This is a genomic window from Psychrobacter nivimaris (assembly GCF_009812035.1).
Classification (GTDB): Bacteria; Pseudomonadota; Gammaproteobacteria; order Pseudomonadales; family Moraxellaceae; genus Psychrobacter; species Psychrobacter nivimaris.
Map to the genome: position 1 here is coordinate 40,663 of NZ_VZIZ01000017.1, position 14,524 is coordinate 55,186.

Consider the following 14,524-nt stretch of genomic DNA (forward strand, 5'->3'; position numbering starts at 1 on the left):
TGTTTATCGCTTTTGACGCAATTGTTTTTGCAATTGCTGTTTTAATCATTGTTAGGTTAGCTGCTATGTCATCTGTTCCAAACGCTAGTGCCCTTATGAAAATTGGTCAGCTTAAGAAGCCTTACGGCATTAAAGGCTGGCTTTGGGTATTCAGTGATACGGATGACCGTACAGCAATATTCGACATGAAGCCGTGGTGGATGAAAACTGCCACTGGCATGAAACCTTTGACTGTGAAAGCTTGGCGTGAGCAAGGAACAGGAATTGTGGCTCAATTTGAGCAGATTCCTGATCGTAATGTTGCTGAGACTATGAACGGTGTTACCGTTTGGGTCGAACAAAACGTCCTGCCTGAAACAGCTGAAGACGAATATTATTGGTCGGATTTGGTCAGTCTGCGCGTGATGAACGAGCAGGATGAGTATCTAGGTAATATCACTGAAATGTTTGAAACCGGTGCCCATGACATCATGCGTGTAACGGCAAATTCAGACAGTTTGGACAATGAAGAACGCCTGATTCCATGGCATAAGCAGACTGTGATAGAAGTCAATATGACTGAAAAAACAGTGCTTGTGGCATGGCCGAGTGATTACTGATAGCGTTTCTGGCTTTTTAGTCAGACGTTGTTATTACTTACACCGATTGTTTTAGCCTTAACGCAAGTAGACATCAGATGTATTTTTCCGTAATTAGTATTTTTCCTGAGATGTTTGCCACGATTCGTGAATTTGGAATCACGGGCCGAGCAGTGACTCAAGAGCAAGTTACGATTGAATGCATTAATCCACGTGATTATACCACCGATAACTATCGCCGTATTGATGAGCGCCCTTATGGGGGTGGTCCTGGGATGGTGATGATGGCTGAGCCATTATCGAAAGCCATTGAGGATGCACGATTGCGTGCCAGTCAGCACGGTTGCCGTGTCGATAGTGAGCACTGTCCGGTGATTTATATGTCACCGCAAGGACAGACGCTTAGTGAGAGTAGCGTAGTCAATATGACTGATTACGATGGCATGATTTTATTATGCGGTCGTTATGAAGGTATTGACGAGCGTTTACTATCACAATATGTCGATATGGAAGTATCGTTAGGTGATTACGTGTTGACTGGTGGCGAGTTGCCAGCAATGGTGCTGATGGATAGTGTGATACGTCGTCTGCCCGATATCATGGGTGATGACAAGTCAGCGGAGCAAGACTCTTTTGTCGATGGCTTGCTTGACTGTCCACACTATACTAAGCCGCATGAGTTTGCGGGTATGGCGGTTCCTGAGGTATTACTTTCAGGTCACCATGCCAATATCGCTAAGTGGCGTTTTAGTCAGCAAGTCAGTCGTACGCAAACGCGTCGTCCAGACTTATGGCAAGCGTTTACTCCAACGGTAGAGCAAGCGAAGTGGTTGAAAGCATTGGCCAAAGCAGATAAAAAGTAGATTTTTAAAATCTGACTTTATTGTTACTAGGTTTGATAAACAGTTAAGAAACAGAATTTTGAGCAATAATAAAACGAGTCATCACATAGTGGCCGTTGGTTATAACCCATTTACGTTGTGTCTCACTATAAAGAGATGCGATTAATTATTACAAACAGGTGATATGCGTTAAGCCTCTATTATCTAATGTGAGGAGATAACTCTCATGAGCAACAAGCATCCATTGGTTCAGGTCATCGAAAACGCTCAATTGCTTGAGCGCCCAAACTTTGCACCCGGCGATACCGTTGTGGTACAAGTAAAAGTACGTGAAGGTGAGCGTGAGCGTTTACAGGCTTTTGAAGGCGTTGTAATTGCTAAGCGTAACCGCGGTCTAAACTCAGCGTTTACCGTACGTAAAATCTCAAGCGGCGTTGGTGTTGAGCGTGCATTCCAATTGCATTCACCAATCATCGATAGCATTGAAGTGAAACGCCGCGGTGCTGTTCGCCGTGCGAAACTGTACTACTTACGTGAGCGTTCTGGTAAATCAGCACGTATCCGCGAAAAACTTGCGCCACGTCCAGCTCAGAAAAAAACTGACGCTGGTGTACCTGATGCAGTTGATACTGCACCTGGTATCTAAGCACAAGTTTGCCGTTTTGAATTAGTCCTATAATTTTAGGATTGGCTCAAGACAAGGTAATAGTAGATACAAGCCCTTATTCATAGGTTTATTTATAAATAAGCGGGCCATACCAAAAAAGACGAAACCCCAATCTATGCGAAAGCTAGATTGGGGTTTTTGTATGTATAGCATTAATAATTTGAGTTTTATCAGCTCTGATAGTGCCAGTTATAAGCTAAAACTTATTGAGCATCAAATGTATCGATGCGGTTGACTTGCTCTTTGGACTTACTGTATTTGCGCAGTCTAATGTATAAAGTCTTGGTAACGGTTGCAATGAGCTTTTGCTGCTCATCAACGATATCGACTTTATATTCACGGAATACCGCTTCGCCTTCTTTTGCTAGATCTTGAATAGTAATAATTTCAGAGCTAGGTATTTTCATGCGTGCAGTGACTTTGCTATTGCCAGGCGCAATGAAATCAATATGTGAGCTTTTGTCCCACACCACGTAATTACTACCCAGTTGATGCATCAGCATAAGCATATAAAAAGGGTCAACCATTGAATATAAGCTACCACCGAACTGAGTACCAACGATATTTTTGTTCAGAGTGTTTAGTCCCATGCTGACTACGCACAAACCCTGATCGAGACTAATATGATCGATTTTGATACCTGCACCAATGTATGGTGCATAAGTATTAAGGCGTAGCTTTAATAAATGCGGTGTCAGCAATGGCATGATGCTTTGCTTGGCCCGACGTTTCAAAGTCTCAAGGTTGGTAGGTAATACGCTCATAAACTTGTCCTGTTGCCTTTTCTCAATTTTTTGATTGTATCAATAATGCGGTTTTACACAGTATCACTGGTAAATAAATCGATAAAAAGTATTTATCATAATTAAAAAGTACTCAGCCCGCTAGCTCTAAAGCGTAACCGAAATGACATATTTATACCCACTTATAAGTAAAGATCGTTATTTATTATAACTATCTTTGCTATTCATCTATGTGATAAAAAATCATCTAGATGCAAATCATTATCAATAAAATGGTCATTTATCCTAATTCAAAGTCCATAACAGAGAGATTTTTTCCTCATAGTTTTCTATTAAGGTTAATTTTGTCTCAAATAGAAACTTTAGTTTATATATTATAATGAGATACATAGTATCTTTAAATGGTTTTAGGTTCGCATTTCATCAAGTCTTGGCATACAATAGTTCGCAGTTTGTAATAGGCGCTTTGGTCTATGACATTAGAGCAGAGCGTGTGCAGTCAATCAAAGACGTAATCGACACAAGGAAATGTGATGAGTAACCCTCAGACCCCCTCTTCAGGGTCTAATCCGCCGACCTCGAACGTAAACCACGACAGTCAAGTACAAGGCAGTTATGTAGATTTGCATAAGCCCAGTTCTAGTTTTGACAGTCGTGATGCTTATTTAAACCATGAATTACAAATCATGCAGCCGAAACGCTGGCGTCCTAATTTACCATTCCGTGATTACCGTTTTGAATACGAAGATACTATTCCAGCAATGGCCGCGACCATCGGTAAAGTTGTTATGGTGGGCGCCATTGCAGCAACCTTTGCAGGTCCACTCGGCTTAGGTGATGCGTTTGTCTTAGAAAACGTGCGCTATGAGCTATTGATTGTCTCCTTCTTTATTATCTTATTTTCGGGCTTTCTATTGCCGACGGCCAACCTTGCAGGTACTCACGGCCCACTTATTCCTCTGATTCCTATTGTGGTAGCAGCTGGTGGACACCCGATGGCTTTTGGTTTGCTTATCGGTGCTTTTGGTCTGCTCCTCGCGATTAGTAAAGGAGGAAGTTTGCTGGCTAACTTAACCAGTAAAGGTGTGTGCGGTGGCCTATTGATTTATTTGGGCTTTATCGGAACCACATCACAGGTCAAAAATCTCTTTGCTTGGGCAGAAGGGATTGGCATGTCGCATATCGCTTTCTTTATTATTCTGGCGACTATCCTGTTGTATGCATTGCTTGAGCATTGGCAAAAACGCTGGCTCGCAGTTCCGCTAAGCTGTGTATTGGGCGGTGGTCTTGCCTTTGCATTGGGTGCACCTTTTGCGTTCAAAACAGCGCCAGGTCTACCAAACATGAATCCAATGTATTGGTGGGGCGAAAACACAGGTTGGATGTTAGGTCTGCCGACGATTGAAAGCTTCATTGTAGTACTGCCGTTTGCTATTTTGGCCGTGGCAATGTGGTCGCCAGATTTCTTGGGCCATCAGGTGTTCCAAAAAATCAGCTATCCTAAGCGTACTGAAAAAGTGCTTATGGATATTGATGACACCATGACCAGTGCTTCATTTCGTCAGGTAGTCGGCTCTGTATTGGGCGGTGCCAACTTTGCGTCATCTTGGGGAACGTATATTGTTCCTGCGGCGATTGCTAAACGTCCAATTCCTGCCGGTGCTTTATTGACGGCTCTATTTTGTATTATCGCAGGGGTTTGGGGCTATCCAATGGATTTAGCCATCTGGCAACCAGTGATGTGTGTGGCCTTGATCGTTGGGGTGTTTATTCCATTACTAGAAGCTGGTATGGAGATGACGCGTGAAGGTAAAACCACGCAGTCTGCTGCGATTGTGGTGTTTGCCTCTGCATTGGTGAATCCTGCCTTTGGTTGGTCGCTCACGTTGTTGCTTGATAACTTGGGCTTGATTGGCTCTAAAGAACGTAGTGCGAATTTGACTAAGATGAGCCGCTGGATCATACCGGGTATTATGTTCCTGGTACTGACAGGTGTCATGGCTATCGTCGGTATGCTGCCGGGTATCCCAGCACTGATGGCAAACTTCCGTCATTAGCAGTAGGTTATTGCATAAACGATAATAGAACAAACTAAGCCGGCGAAAGCTGGCTTTTTTATGGGTAGCGCTGCGATAATAATTGGCTTGTAAAACAATGACTCCCGCCCCATAACTAGCAGTATTACTAAGATTTTTAAGAGCAATAAATTCTATGGTTAATGTCTCAGAATCGAGTCCTGTCGATGATAAAAAAGCCCGTCTTAAGCATCTGATTAAACGCCTGCCTAACTTGCCAGGGGTGTATAAGATGCTGGGTAAGAACGGCGATATATTATACGTTGGTAAAGCTAAGTCGCTAAAAAGCCGAGTAAATAGCTATTTTGCCAAGACGATTGATCATCCAAAGACGCGGGCGCTAGTGGCGCGGATTCATAATATTGAGACTATCATTACGCGTAGTGAGACCGAAGCGCTGTTGCTTGAACAGAATCTAATCAAAGAGCATCGTCCACCTTATAATGTGCTGCTGCGTGATGATAAATCCTATCTGTATGTATTTATCTCAGCCGATAAGCCTTATCCACGTTTGGCTTACGGTCGCGGCAAAGGCAATCATCAAAAAGGTCGATTCTTTGGCCCGTTTCCCTCTGCACATGCGGCAAAAGAAACGTTGGTCTTGATGCAAAAGATGTTTCAAATGCGTCAATGTACCAATACCTTTTTTAAGCAGCGTCAACGTCCTTGCCTTGAGTATCAGATCAAACGTTGCCGTGCGCCCTGTGTCGGTTTGGTATCGCCAGAAGAGTACGCAGAAGATGTGAACAATACCATCCGTTTTTTAAAAGGCGACTCTAGTGACATCCATAGTACGCTGATTGAAAAGATGGAAGCGTCAGCTGAAGCGTTAGATTTTGAAAAGGCGGTATTTTATCGCGATCAGCTGTCCATGCTACGTGAAGTACAAGCAAGGCAAGCGGTCTATACCGTACAAGGTGAGGCAGATGTGATTGCCATTGCCAGTCAGGCTGGCATGACTTGTGTGAACGTACTGACGGTACGTGGCGGCCGTGTATTGGGCGGGAAAAATTATTTCCCAGATGTGGATAGTAGTGAGTCGCTAGCAGACAATTTATCAGCTTTTATTACGTCATTTTATTTCCAAGTGACCGATGATTTGCCCGCCGAAATCATATTGAGCCATCAGATACCAGATCAGGTGGCAGTAAGCGAAGCATTGGCAACGCATTTTGGCAATAAAGTAGTCATCAAGACCAACGTGCGCGAGCACCGTTCAGAGTGGCTGGACTTAGCCACATTGAATACCAGTAATGCATTAAAAACCAAGCTTGGCGATTATTTAGAGCTGCACGCACGATTTGGTGCGCTAAAAGACGTGTTGGCGACTGTCACCGATCGGACGATTGATCGCATTGAATGTTTTGATATTTCACATACGATGGGTGAGGCGACCATCGGTAGCTGCGTGGTATTTGACCAAGGTGGCTCGCGCCGTCGCGATTACCGTCAGTATGCTATCCATGATATCCAAGGTGGCGATGACTACGCTGCGATGAAACAAGTACTGACTCGACGTTACAAGAAACAGCCGTTACCAGATTTGCTATTGGTTGATGGTGGTAAAGGTCAGCTTGGTATTGCCAAAGAAGTATTAACTGAATTGGGTATTCTTGGTGACACCTTGCTCATTAGTGTGGCAAAAGGAGAAGGGCGAAAGGCTGGGCTTGAGGTATTGCACTTTATCGATCACGAACCGTTGGATCTACCGATGGATAGCAAAGCATTGCACTTGCTGATGCATATTCGTGATGAGGCGCATCGTTTTGCGATTACCGCTCACCGTAAAAAACGCGATAAGCGTCGCTCATCATCAGTGCTAGAGGTAATACCGGGACTGGGTGAGAAACGTCGTCGTGACTTGCTCAATCATTTTGGTGGTATGCAGCAGCTATTAGGCGCTTCACAGCAGGAGTTGGCAGGCGTACAAGGTATCGGACCAGTACTCGCAAAAACGGTTTATAAAGTATTGCATGAGTAAAGAGTTAGATATTATCAAGCATCAGTTTTTATCTTATTAATTGACTATAAATAAGACTGTGTGAAGATTAAAAAAAAGGGGCAGTCTTGGATAATTTTACTTATCCAAGATTGCCCCTTTTTTAATAGGCTTTTACTACTTATCAGTTTCTACTTTATAAGTGGTAAATTTAAAGCTTAAATCGCTTTTTTCATCGTGCATCTGCTCAGACTCGTCTGCTACTTTAAAGCGTTCTGGCAGCTCAGGGTAAAATGCATCGCCGTCTGCAATATCAGTATTTACATGAGTCAGCTCAATACGGTCGGTGTACATCAGAGCATCACTAAATACTCGCTCTCCGCCAATTACCCAAATCGTATCGAGATGCGCGCCATGTGCTAGGCTAGCTGCCTGTGTCAGAGCGTCGTCTAGGTTGTGTACCACATAAGCATTGCTGCTATCTGTAAGACCTTTCGTCTCAGCATAATCCATCTGTGTGGTGACAATGAAGCTCACACGCTTGGGTAATGGTTTACTACCCATTGACTCAAATGTCTTACGACCCATGATCACAATACCTTGAATCTTACTATCGTTTTCTTTGGTCGTCATGCTTTTGAAATGTTGCAAATCTGCTGAGATATGCCACGGTAGCTCATTGTTTTTGCCGATACAACGATTGCTACTAATAGCAGCGATTTGGGCAACTTCGGTATGGGCATAGCTCATAATATATCCTTTTTATTATATTCTTAAGTTTTGCTTTTATTTAGCGTAGTTAATCAAACTAACTTTATACGGCGACTTTTGCTTTGATAGCAGGGTGCGACTCATAGTCATTGACGCTAATGTCTTCGTAATCAAACGCAAATATGTCTTTTACTTCAGGATTCAAAGACAACGTCGGCAATTCATATAGCGAGCGAGTCAACTGTAGCTCAGCCTGCTCACGGTGGTTTTGATAAATATGACAATCACCACCTGTCCAAACAAACTCTCCAACTTCTAGACCACACACCTGCGCGATCATATGAGTCAATAGCGCATAGCTCGCAATGTTGAAAGGCACGCCTAGGAATAAGTCAGCCGAACGTTGATACAACTGGCACGACAGCTTATTGTCTGCGACAAAGAACTGAAATAACGTATGACATGGTGGTAGGGCTACTTGCTCTGCCTCACCTGGATTCCAGCCAGAAACAATCAAACGGCGTGAATTCGGATTAGTCTTTATCTGTTCAACGACTTGTGCGATTTGATCGACGCCATCAGCGTTATAACTGGCATCTTCATTTTTGGTCGCGCCATAGTTACGCCATTGATGACCATAGATAGGACCCAAATCGCCAGCAGGTCTGTTAAAGCGCGCGGTCTGTTCTGCTGTCGCCCACTCATTCCAGATACGAACGTTATTCTGTTGCAGATAGTCAACATGAGTGCTGCCACTTAAAAACCATAATAGCTCATAAGCGATAGATTTAAAGTGAACCTTTTTAGTCGTTAGCAGTGGAAAGCCTTCTGCTAAGTCAAAGCGTAGCTGCGCGCCAAAATGGCTAAGCGTACCAGTACCAGTACGATCACCTTTTTCAGTGCCATTGTCGAGAACGTGGCGTAGTAAATCTAAATAGCCTTGCTCGTTATTACTTTGGGTGTCATTGATCATAAAATGCTCTTTAGTTACTGCTGACAGTACATACAGGCTAGATGGATAGTCGATATATACACTGTCATTATTGAAAGTATTGCTAGGATAAGCGTTTTGACAGCTTACCCTATTTTAAGTCATCAACCTTTATCACAAAAGGGTAGGCTTAATAAGCAGCTTGCTTACCCCAGTCGTAGATGCCACGTTTGTAAGCGTAACCGATCAAGAACAGACCGATAATTATCATTGGGGCGCTTAGTATCTGACCTTTGGTCATCCAACCCAGCAAGATGAATCCTTGGTCGATGTCTGGCTGGCGAAAGAACTCAATGATAAAGCGGCTAAAGCCATAACCAAGCATAAAGACACCGGTCACTGCCATCCGAGGACGGGGCTTCGATGAGTACCACCACAAGAATAGAAACAACAGTAGACCTTCTGCAAGGGCTTCATACAATTGCGACGGGTGACGAGGCAACAGGTACTGACCATTGACTTCAGTCATCAGATCTTGTAGCGCAGGATTAGCTTGTAGCTGCTGCATATCAACACTAGCGGCCTGCGGGAAGTAGGTCAACCAGTTATAGCCACCGTCAGATACGCGGCCCCATAGTTCGGCATTGATGTAGTTACCAATACGTCCGAACAATAAACCAGTTGGTACGCAGGGAACGACAAAATCGAGCACTTGGAAAGGTGTCTTTTTATATTTGCGGGCAAAATACAGCATACCCAACATGACACCAATCAGGCCGCCATGGAATGACATACCGCCTTCCCAGACCTTGAACAGATAGGCAGGGTTTTGGAGCAGTTCACCGAACTGATAAAATAATACATAGCCGACACGGCCACCTAATATCACACCAAGTGCGCCAAAAAACACTAGGTCAGAGACCATATCTGTCGTCCAGCCTTCACGCTTGGTACTGCGGTACCATGCCAGTCCGTAAGCGGCGGCAAATGCCAACAAATACATCAGCCCATACCAATGGACTTCGACAGGTCCAACTGCTAATGCTACAGGATCGTACTGAGGATGAATCATCATAAGGGCATCATAATATTGATAATAAAATACTGACTATAATAGCAAATTTCGTTCAATGGGCATACACAATTGCTATGACGCCAATCAGAGGATATTGGTAATGTGAGTTTTTGAAATGGCACAGAATATATAGGCTAAGAGTCAAAAAATAAGAAGTGAGGTAAAAAGTGACTTTAATTAAGGAGTGTTTTCGTGATGATATGTAATCTTGGTAGCTAGCAGCTCAGAATAAAAGCGTGATTTCTGTTGTTTTAAGCGGTCACTACCAAGTGTTCGTAAATAAACGCAGTTAAGCCAATATAGCTAAGTAAATGCAGCTAGATGGCGACTAAGTCTTGTACTTTGTTTTCGACCATCGTGTCGCCTGCGCCTTGTGAGACTACCTTGCCGCGTGATAATACCGTGTAATTGTCAGCAAGCTCTTCGGCGAACTCATAGAACTGCTCAACCAGTACAATGGCCATGTCACCTTTGTCAGCCAAGTCACGTAGTACTCGGCCAATATCTTTGATGATAGAAGGCTGTATACCCTCAGTTGGCTCATCTAAAATTAACACAGTCGGCTCGGAGGCTAAGGCACGGGCGATAGCAAGTTGCTGCTGCTGACCACCAGACAAATCACCACCGCGGCGATGTTTCATCTCATCGAGTACCGGAAAAATATCGTATAAATGCTTGGGTACGTGTTTTGCCTTGCTGCGTGAAAACTTGGCCATACCGATTAAAATATTTTCTTCTACGGTCAGTGTTGAAAAAATATCGCGTCCTTGTGGTACATAAGCCAGTCCAGCTCGGACACGTTGCTCGGGAGACATCTTGCTGATGTCTTTATCATTAAGCAAAATCTCTCCTGATTTAATCGGCAATATCCCCATCAGGCATTTAAGTAGCGTAGTTTTGCCCACGCCATTGCGTCCAAGTATCACGCTGCACGCGCCTACAGGTGCTGTAAACGAGACATCTCGTAAGATATGACTGCCGCCGTAATACTGGTTGATATCGTTCACTTGTAACATAGCTGTCTCCTAAACTCTAAAACTTTTCTAATATTTTAAAGGGAATATTCGTTTGGCTCGTCTAGATGATTCGTTCGGCTATCGCCCTAAGTAGGACTCAATCACTGCTTCATTGGCTTGCACTTCAGCTAACGTACCTTCGGCCAAAATAGCCCCTTGTGCCAATACCGTGACTTTTTCACTGATAGCATCGATAAAGGTCATATCGTGCTCGACCACTACTAATGTATGATTCTTTTTAAGCCGTAGACACAGCTCAGCGGTATGTTCTGTTTCGGCATCGGTCATACCTGCCACAGGCTCATCAAGCAAAATAAGCTTGGGGCTTTGCATCAGTAACATACCAATCTCTAACCACTGTTTCTGCCCATGTGAAAGCAAACCAGCAGGTTTGTTGATTTTATCGGTCAGGCGAATTTGTTGTAGGGTCGCGTCGAGGGTATCGCGAGTATCGGCATTGAGTTTGTTGAACAAGCTTTTAACCACACGTTTGTCTTTTGGCGCAGCAAGTAACAGATTATCCATTACCGTAAAATTTTCAAAGACAGTAGGTTTTTGAAACTTGCGTCCGATGCCAGCTTCAGCGATTTGTTCGGTGGATAAGTTAGCAAGGTTGTGGGTTTGACCAAAAAATACGCTGCCCTCAGTGGGGCGGGTTTTACCTGTGATGACATCCATTAGTGTGGTTTTACCAGCGCCATTGGGGCCAATAATGCAGCGTAGCTCACCTTCTTCAATATATAGTGACAGATTGTTGAGTGCTCGAAATGAATCAAACCAAACACTTAAGTCTTCTAAATATAATGCAATGCCATGGCTAAAATCGACGCCTGATGGCTTTGGGTGACTGCGGCCAGTACCGCCGTGAGTACTTCCATACTCATTAATAATTTGCTCAGTCGTTGACGGTTTATCATTTAGCATTACTGTTTCTCCTTTTTGAAGCGATCGAACAAGCCCATAATGCCATTGGGTAAAAACAACGTTACGACGACGAACAGTCCACCTAATATCAATAGCCAAAATTCAGGGTAGGCAACCGTAAAGTAGGTTTTTACTGCATTTACCACACCAGTTCCTAAAATCGCGCCAATTAAGCTTCCTCGACCACCAGTTGCTACCCAGACGGCTATCTCAATCGAGTTCACTGGGTTCATCTCACTCGGATTGATAATGCCGACTTGCGGCACGTATAGCGCACCTGCGACACCAGCAATGACAGCGGATAATACCCAAGCGGATAGCTTGTACCATAATGTACGGTAGCCTAAATACTGCAAGCGGTTTTCGCTGTCACGAATGGCACCAAGTACTCGACCATAAGGTTGGTTCATTAAATGACGCAAACCCATATAAGAGACTAACAATGCTAAGGCCGTGACGAAGCACAGCATTGAGCGCGTAGAGGCAGCGGTAATGTCATAGCCGAGTAAGGTGGTAAAACCAGTAAAGCCATTGTTACCACCGAAGCCTGTCTCATTACGGAAGAACAGCAAGGCTGCTGCATAGACCATGGCTTGGGTGATGATAGAAAAATAAACGCCTTTGATTTTGGAGCGAAAAGCAAAGAAACCAAATATAAACGCAACCAAGCCAGGTACTAATACGACCAGTACGACTGCCCACCAAAAGTGCTGCGTGCCAGCCCAATACCATGGCATCTCAGTCCAGCTCAAAAATCGCATAAAGTCAGGAAGCGCGTCGCCTGCTGTCTCACGTGTTAGGTACATGCCAAACGCATAACCACCCAAAGCAAAATACAAGCCATGTCCCAAGCTCAAAATACCAGCATAGCCCCAGACGAGATCTAGTGCCAAAGCCACCATGGCCAGTGCCATGATTTTGCCAATCAAGGTAATCCAGTAGGCTGAAAGGTGAAAGGCTGAGGTCTCCGGCATAAGATGTAGCCAAGGCAGTATCAGTAGTACGGCAAAACATAATCCAATTAAAACAGCACTACGCGGTGTATCAGACAGTAATTTGATCAGTATCATAGGAGTCTCCTTATTCGACAAAGCGGCCTTTGAGTGCAAATAAACCTTGTGGCCGTTTCTGAATAAACAGAATCACAAGAACCAACAACACAATCTTTGCCAATACCGCACCGATACCAATCTCAAGTACCGTACCGCTAATACCAAGTCCCAAGGCGGCCAATACTGCGCCCCATACTTGTCCGACACCGCCAACGACGACGACCAAAAAGGTATCAATGATATAGGTTTGGCCCAAATCAGGACCGACGTTGCCTACTTGGGCAAGGGCACAGCCAGCCATACCAGCCAGCCCAGAACCCAAACCAAATGCCATCATATCGATACGTGCAGAGGGGATGCCAACAGCACGTGCCATTTGACGGTTTTGAGTGACGGCTCGTATAAACAAACCAAAGCGGGTTTTGTTGAGTAAGTACACCAAGAGTGCCACGACGATGACGGTAAAACCAATAATGGCGATACGGTTATAAGGCAGCACCAAACTTGATGACACTTGGTACGCGCCGCTGAGCCACGCCACGTTACTGACTTCAACGTTTTGTGCACCAAAAATCATTCGTACTAATTGCATCAAAATCAGACTGACGCCAAAGGTCGCCAGCAAGGTCTCTAGCTCACGACCATATAATGGGCGAATCACGATACGTTCAATAATCATGCCGATGATGGCACTAACTAAAAATGCAGCTGGAATAGCAACAAGCAGATACCAGCCAGCCATATCTGGCATATAAGCTTGAAAGAAGTTTTGCACCATATAAGTGGTATAAGCCCCGATCATGATTAGCTCACCATGTGCCATATTAATCACGCCAAGCAGACCAAAGGTAATCGCGAGACCAAGCGCCGCAAGCAGTAAAATACTAGCGGTACTCATACCAGTGAAAATATGACCCGTCCATGTGCTGATTTCGATACGACGTGACACGCTAGATTCAGCATCGATAAGTGCAGCTTTGAGCGAGGCATCTAAGCCATCAGCCGCGAGGGCAGACTCGATATCGACCAATACTTGTGGGTTATCACTATCAGCGAGTAGATTGACCGCTGCAATCTGAGTGGGCAGGTCACCGTTTTTGAAATCAATACGAGCTTGTAGTGCGGTTAGTGCTTTTTGAACTTTAGCGCTGTCTTCATTTGCCGCTGCTGTCGTAATAATGGCTGGATCTACTTGGTCAATATTGTCAGCCAAAATCTCTACAGCTTGCAGGCGCTGTGCGGGCTTGTCAGAAGCCAGCTTTACCTTAGCCTGTCCAAAGATAAGCGCTGAGCGAAGGGCATTAGTCAGGGTGATTTGTGATAAATCACTTGGCCAATCGTCAGTCTCTTTTTTATCAGGATAAGTAAACAGCTGATCTTCTTTATTCAATAAATACGTTTGCCCACCGTTGCCTTGATATAGCTCATCATTGGCAATAAATTCAACCAAACTATCTAAACTCTCAACGGATCCTGGCCAATCACTTAGCATGGCTTGGCGCTTACTAAAATCGCCGGCCACGAATTGTTGAATGGCATCACCTGAGCTTGTAGTTGCTGTTGAAATATTTGAGGTGCTGGCTTGAGTAGAAGTAGATACGTTCGCAGTCGTGACCAGTGATTGCTCACTATGAACGGTATTCGTATCGTGGTCATGTACCTGACCATCATGATCCGCATACGCTGTGGTGGTGAAAGTTGTTATGCATAATGCCATCAATGCAAGTAACCGCAGAGGCACATAAATTGAAAAACGAGCCGCCTGCTGCATGACTTCACTGACTGATGCTTGTGGGTTATTACCATTTTTAGACGATGTTTGCCCTACAAACGGGCGTAAAGTATGGTGCTGCATGTGCGGCTCCCTATTTTTCACAGACAACAAACCCTTAGCCACTACTACTTAACGGATTAAGCGATAGAAGAGTTGATAAGGTTTGGTGTTATTTAAAAGTTGAGAATAAGTGTTGA

General features: G+C 44.3%; 13 protein-coding genes. 5 read left to right on the forward strand and 8 right to left on the reverse strand.

The genetic code is table 11. The annotated features are described in order from the left end of the window. Positions 1-65 precede the first annotated feature (65 nt). The 3 genes from rimM (at position 66) to rplS (ending at position 2,066) form a co-directional block, all read left to right on the forward strand. A complete protein-coding gene (gene rimM, locus FQV37_RS07605) occupies positions 66-599 on the forward strand; it encodes a ribosome maturation factor RimM (RefSeq protein WP_101205950.1) in 534 nt (177 codons plus the stop codon). 77 nt (positions 600-676) lie between these two features. Next, a complete protein-coding gene (trmD, locus tag FQV37_RS07610) occupies positions 677-1,441 on the forward strand; it encodes a tRNA (guanosine(37)-N1)-methyltransferase TrmD (RefSeq protein ID WP_160022099.1) in 765 nt (254 codons plus the stop codon). Positions 1,442-1,646: 205 nt separating this feature from the next. Further along, the gene (gene rplS, locus FQV37_RS07615) at positions 1,647-2,066 is read left to right on the forward strand and encodes a 50S ribosomal protein L19 (protein WP_101205948.1); all 420 of its coding nucleotides are present in this window, start codon (positions 1,647-1,649) and stop codon (positions 2,064-2,066) included. Positions 2,067-2,290: 224 nt separating this feature from the next. Here rplS and FQV37_RS07620 read toward each other — a convergent pair whose 3' ends face one another. Continuing rightward, positions 2,291-2,851, reverse strand: coding sequence for a DUF4442 domain-containing protein (locus FQV37_RS07620; RefSeq protein WP_102092092.1), 561 nt, complete (start codon positions 2,849-2,851; stop codon positions 2,291-2,293). A 512-nt stretch (positions 2,852-3,363) separates the two neighbouring features. Here FQV37_RS07620 and FQV37_RS07625 point away from each other — a divergent pair. Continuing rightward, positions 3,364-4,887, forward strand: a complete 1,524-nt coding sequence (locus tag FQV37_RS07625; protein ID WP_160022101.1) for a DUF3360 family protein — start codon at positions 3,364-3,366, stop codon at positions 4,885-4,887. 154 nt (positions 4,888-5,041) lie between these two features. Further along, positions 5,042-6,886 (forward strand): excinuclease ABC subunit UvrC, encoded by a 1,845-nt coding sequence (uvrC, locus tag FQV37_RS07630; protein WP_160022103.1) that lies wholly within the window; start codon positions 5,042-5,044, stop codon positions 6,884-6,886. 135 nt (positions 6,887-7,021) lie between these two features. Here uvrC and FQV37_RS07635 read toward each other — a convergent pair whose 3' ends face one another. From FQV37_RS07635 to urtB, 7 genes are all read right to left on the reverse strand, one after another. Further along, positions 7,022-7,594, reverse strand: coding sequence for a dihydrofolate reductase (locus FQV37_RS07635; protein ID WP_160022105.1), 573 nt, complete (start codon positions 7,592-7,594; stop codon positions 7,022-7,024). Positions 7,595-7,658: 64 nt separating this feature from the next. Beyond that, a complete protein-coding gene (locus FQV37_RS07640) occupies positions 7,659-8,528 on the reverse strand; it encodes a thymidylate synthase (RefSeq protein ID WP_160022107.1) in 870 nt (289 codons plus the stop codon). 148 nt (positions 8,529-8,676) lie between these two features. Beyond that, complete coding sequence (gene lgt, locus FQV37_RS07645) at positions 8,677-9,561, reverse strand: prolipoprotein diacylglyceryl transferase (RefSeq protein ID WP_057761969.1); 885 nt, start codon at positions 9,559-9,561, stop codon at positions 8,677-8,679. Between the two features lie 317 nt (positions 9,562-9,878). Next, positions 9,879-10,577 carry an urea ABC transporter ATP-binding subunit UrtE gene (gene urtE / locus FQV37_RS07650; protein ID WP_114701785.1) on the reverse strand — a complete coding sequence of 233 codons (699 nt, stop codon included), beginning with the start codon at positions 10,575-10,577 and terminating at the stop codon, positions 9,879-9,881. Between the two features lie 78 nt (positions 10,578-10,655). Next, a complete protein-coding gene (urtD, locus tag FQV37_RS07655) occupies positions 10,656-11,468 on the reverse strand; it encodes an urea ABC transporter ATP-binding protein UrtD (protein ID WP_420876996.1) in 813 nt (270 codons plus the stop codon). Between the two features lie 32 nt (positions 11,469-11,500). Next, a complete protein-coding gene (urtC, locus tag FQV37_RS07660; RefSeq protein ID WP_160022111.1) occupies positions 11,501-12,571 on the reverse strand; it encodes an urea ABC transporter permease subunit UrtC in 1,071 nt (356 codons plus the stop codon). 10 nt (positions 12,572-12,581) lie between these two features. Then, positions 12,582-14,408, reverse strand: coding sequence for an urea ABC transporter permease subunit UrtB (urtB, locus tag FQV37_RS07665; RefSeq protein WP_338103992.1), 1,827 nt, complete (start codon positions 14,406-14,408; stop codon positions 12,582-12,584). Positions 14,409-14,524: the final 116 nt, after the last annotated feature.

Coding starts and splice junctions, on each gene's coding strand:
- uvrC (WP_160022103.1), top strand. CDS start 5,042: ATGGTTAATGTCTCAGAATCGAGTCCTGTCGATGATAAAAAAGCCCGT.
- FQV37_RS07620 (WP_102092092.1), bottom strand. CDS start 2,851: ATGAGCGTATTACCTACCAACCTTGAGACTTTGAAACGTCGGGCCAAG.
- FQV37_RS07635 (WP_160022105.1), bottom strand. CDS start 7,594: ATGAGCTATGCCCATACCGAAGTTGCCCAAATCGCTGCTATTAGTAGC.
- trmD (WP_160022099.1), top strand. CDS start 677: ATGTATTTTTCCGTAATTAGTATTTTTCCTGAGATGTTTGCCACGATT.
- urtC (WP_160022111.1), bottom strand. CDS start 12,571: ATGATACTGATCAAATTACTGTCTGATACACCGCGTAGTGCTGTTTTA.
- urtE (WP_114701785.1), bottom strand. CDS start 10,577: ATGTTACAAGTGAACGATATCAACCAGTATTACGGCGGCAGTCATATC.
- rimM (WP_101205950.1), top strand. CDS start 66: ATGTCATCTGTTCCAAACGCTAGTGCCCTTATGAAAATTGGTCAGCTT.
- rplS (WP_101205948.1), top strand. CDS start 1,647: ATGAGCAACAAGCATCCATTGGTTCAGGTCATCGAAAACGCTCAATTG.
- urtB (WP_338103992.1), bottom strand. CDS start 14,408: ATGCAGCACCATACTTTACGCCCGTTTGTAGGGCAAACATCGTCTAAA.
- lgt (WP_057761969.1), bottom strand. CDS start 9,561: ATGATGATTCATCCTCAGTACGATCCTGTAGCATTAGCAGTTGGACCT.
- FQV37_RS07625 (WP_160022101.1), top strand. CDS start 3,364: ATGAGTAACCCTCAGACCCCCTCTTCAGGGTCTAATCCGCCGACCTCG.
- FQV37_RS07640 (WP_160022107.1), bottom strand. CDS start 8,528: ATGATCAATGACACCCAAAGTAATAACGAGCAAGGCTATTTAGATTTA.